Origin of the sequence: Dietzia sp. B19 (assembly GCF_014145155.1) — a bacterium.
GTDB lineage: Bacteria > Actinomycetota > Actinomycetes > Mycobacteriales > Mycobacteriaceae > Dietzia > Dietzia natronolimnaea.
Genome location: NZ_JAALED010000249.1, coordinates 1 through 3,351 on the forward strand (window position 1 = coordinate 1; position 3,351 = coordinate 3,351).

Annotated in this window: 4 protein-coding genes and 1 pseudogene; 4 read left to right on the plus strand and 1 reads right to left on the minus strand. The window is 70.7% G+C overall.

The window, feature by feature from the left end; genetic code table 11:
- The first annotated feature begins 130 nt into the window (after nucleotides 1–130).
- From panD to G6020_RS08060, 3 genes are read left to right on the plus strand one after another with little or no spacing between them, the layout of a single operon-like run.
- The gene (panD, locus tag G6020_RS08050) at nucleotides 131–556 is read left to right on the plus strand and encodes an aspartate 1-decarboxylase (protein WP_179524479.1); all 426 of its coding nucleotides are present in this window, start codon (nucleotides 131–133) and stop codon (nucleotides 554–556) included.
- Nucleotides 557–572: 16 nt separating this feature from the next.
- Complete coding sequence (locus G6020_RS08055; RefSeq protein WP_182610267.1) at nucleotides 573–1,343, plus strand: type III pantothenate kinase; 771 nt, start codon at nucleotides 573–575, stop codon at nucleotides 1,341–1,343.
- A 33-nt stretch (nucleotides 1,344–1,376) separates the two neighbouring features.
- The gene (locus tag G6020_RS08060; RefSeq protein ID WP_182610268.1) at nucleotides 1,377–2,042 is read left to right on the plus strand and encodes a TMEM175 family protein; all 666 of its coding nucleotides are present in this window, start codon (nucleotides 1,377–1,379) and stop codon (nucleotides 2,040–2,042) included.
- Nucleotides 2,043–2,073: 31 nt separating this feature from the next.
- Here the strand turns inward: G6020_RS08060 and ygiD are convergent, their stop codons facing one another.
- On the minus strand, nucleotides 2,074–2,865 hold the full coding sequence (gene ygiD, locus G6020_RS08065; RefSeq protein ID WP_182610269.1) for a 4,5-DOPA dioxygenase extradiol: 792 nt from the start codon (nucleotides 2,863–2,865) through the stop codon (nucleotides 2,074–2,076).
- Nucleotides 2,866–3,124: 259 nt separating this feature from the next.
- Here ygiD and G6020_RS08070 point away from each other — a divergent pair.
- A pseudogene (locus tag G6020_RS08070) lies at nucleotides 3,125–3,351 on the plus strand (rhodanese-like domain-containing protein); the annotation flags it as partial.

The window sequence follows — 3,351 nt, forward strand, 5'->3', positions numbered from 1 at the left end:
CCGGATCGGCTCCGCCCGCCTCATCGACAACGTCGGCGTGGCCATCGGCACGGGGTTCCTCGCCGCCGCCGAGGCGACCGTCGCCTCCCAGCAGGCCGAGCTGGCCGCAGACCTCCAGGAAGGCGTCTAGATGCAGCGCACCATGCTCCACTCCAAGATCCACCGGGCGACGGTGACCCAGGCGGACCTGCACTACGTGGGTTCCTGCACCATCGACGCGGACCTCATGGACGCCGCGGACCTGCTCGAGGGGCAGCAGATCGACATCGTCGACATCGACAACGGCTCCCGTCTGACCACCTACGCCATCACCGGCGAGCGGGGCTCGGGGGTCATCAGCATCAACGGTGCGGCCGCGCACCTCGTCCATCCCGGGGATCTGGTGATCATCATCGCGTACGCGGTGATGGAGGACGCCGAGGCGCGGGCCTACGAGCCGCGCGTGGTCTTCGTGGATGCCCACAACCGCACGCTCACCGAGGGCACCGATCCGGCGGACGTCCCCGAGGGGTCGGGCCTGAAGAACCCGCGCGTCCCCGAGCCCGCCACCGTCTAGGTGTCGGGGTAGGGCCGTGTTACTCACCGTCGACGTCGGCAACACCCACATCCGGCTCGGCGTCTTCCCCCCCGATGGCGGTCCACTCGAGCGCACCTGGAGCATGCGGACGTCGCCGGCGGTGACCTCCGACGAGTTGGCGCTGACCATCCGGGGGTTGCTCGGCGAGTGCGCCGAGCGGCTCACCGGAATCTCGGCGATGTCGGTCGTGCCGTCGGTGACGGGCGAACTGCGACGGATGGCCGCAGATTACTGGCCCGGGTTGCGCGCGGTCGTGGTGGCGCCCGGAGTGAAGACCGGGGTACCACTGCTCGTGGACTCTCCGCGGGAGGTGGGGTCCGACCGGGTCGTCAACGCCCTGGCAGCCCACACCCTGTTCGAGGGCGCGGTGATCGTCGTCGACGTGGACACCGCGACCACGGTCGACGCCGTCTCCGCCCGCGGCGAGTTGCTCGGTGGGGCGATCGCGCCCGGGATCGACATCTCCGTGGACGCTCTCGCCGAGCGCGCGGCCGCGTTGCGCAAGATCGAGGTCGTGCGGCCCCGGGGCGCGCTGGGCAAGAACACGGTCGCCGCGCTGCAGGCCGGGATCGTGATCGGGTTCGCCGGGCAGATCGACGCGCTGGTCGACCGCCTGCGGACGGACGTCGCCGAGTTGGCCGACGCGGCGGTGGTGCTGACCGGACTGCGTGCGGAAGTCGTGGCGGAGGAGTCGCGGACGATCACCGACGTGGAGCCGGAGCTCGCGCTCGAGGGACTGCGACTGGTGTTCGAGAGGAACACCTGAATCCCGCCCCGCGCCGGTGGCATGCTGTCCGCCATGGACGGGATCGGACGGAGAGAGATCGACGACGACGACGAGGTGATCCGCAGGGACACCTCCGAGTTCGACCGCGGGGTGTCCTTCTTCGACGCCATCTACGGCTTCGCCGTCACGCTGCTCATCGTGAACGTCGACCTGCCGGGGCCGGAGGCGTGGCAGGACCTCGGCTCCCTGGCGGCATCCGGGCTCGGGCAGCAGCTGACCGGGGTCGCACTGAGTTTCGTGGTGATCTGCGCGCTGTGGCGGGTCAACGTCAGGATGATCAAGGGCCTCACCGGACTCGACGGCCCGATGGTGGTCGGCAACCTCCTGGCGACGGGCCTGGTGATCCTCGTGCCCTTCACCACCGACGCGATCAGCAACCCGGCCACGGCCGATCTCGACCTGCCGACCGCGCTCTACGCCCTCAACATCGCCGGGGTGTCCCTCGCGCAGGCCGCCGTGTACCAGCGTGGTCGCGCGGTCGGACTGGAACGCCGTCCCACGTCGGCGAGGGAGAACCGCAGAATGCTCCTGGCGGCGACCGCCACCCCGGTGGTGTTCCTGGCATCGGTCCCCGTGGCGGTGACGGTCGGCGCGGGGACCGCCCAGCTGATGTGGGTGTCCTTGGTCGTGCTGCTGCCGTTGACGGGCGGCCTCGCGAACCGGGCCAGGGGGACCTGACGGCGCAGCGGGGTCAGGCCGCGCGTGCGGGTCAGGCCGCGGAGCGGTAGCTCGTCATGGAGACCGACCCCCAGGCGTACCCCTTGCTGAAGGCGTCCAGCTTCTCGCCGGATCCGGCCGCCATCCCCGCCGTGTAGAGCAGGGGCAGGAAGTGGTCGGCGCTGGGGACGGCCAGTCGGGCGTCGGGGTGTTCGACCAGAGAGAGGGCGTCCTCCGGCCGCTCGGTGAGCAGTTCCTGGGCGTGGTCGTCGAATCGGTGCGCCCAGTCCGTCCCCGAGTCCCCGCGGGAGGGGTCCGCGGCCGCCAGGTTGTGCACCACGTTGCCGCTGGCCAGGATCAGCACACCGGAGTCCCGCAGCGCCGAGAGCCTGGTGCCCAGGTTGAAGTGGTAGCCCGCGGGCTTGGAGGCGTCCACCGACAACTGGGCCACCGGGACGTCGGCATCGGGGAACACGTGGGTGAGGACGGACCACGTGCCGTGGTCGAGCCCCCACGAGTCCCGGTCCTCGCCGACCCAGGTGGGTTTGACCACCTCGGCCACCTCCGAGGCGAGCTCGGGTGCACCGGCGGCCGGGTAGTCGAACTCGTTGAGCTCCCGTGGGAAGCCGTAGAAGTCGTGGATCGTCCTCGGGTTGGCCATCGCGGTCACCGCGGTGGCCCCGATGTACCAGTGGGCCGAGACGGCCAGCACGGCGCGGGGACGTTCGGGGAGGGAGGTGCCGAGCGCGGCCCATTCGCGGGTCCACTGGTTGACCTCGAGCGCGTTGAGGGGGACGCCGTGGCCGATGAAGACGGCGGGCTGACGCGTGCGTGCGGTGGTCATGATGCTCCTTCGGTCTGACTACATGATGCATCAACTAATGTTCGGGCGCCAGCGGGTGTGCTGTCGGGTGTGGTCAGCGGGCCGAAGGAATCCGCTCTTGTCGTAGATAGACCGGTCTGTCTATTATTGGGGCCATGCACGCACGACGAATGCCCTCGGCCGGTCCGGCGGGCTCCGCACGTGCGCAGCACTGGTGTCCCCGACCGGCAGCAGCACCCTCGAACGGACCGACCGGGACCCGCCTGACCAGGAGCACCAGATGACCTCTCTCGCCGTCACCCTCACCGACCCCGCCGCCCTCACGCTGGACGTGGCGGACTACCGCACCACCGTCGAGGCGGGGGCGCTCGTCGTGGACATCCGCTCACGGGTCCAGCGCGAGCGGCAGGGTGTGCTGGCCGGGGCGGTCGCGGTCGAGGCCCGCCCCGTCGTCGAGCTGCTCGATCCCCGTTCGGCGGCACCCCTCGCCGCCGTGGACGAGGGGCG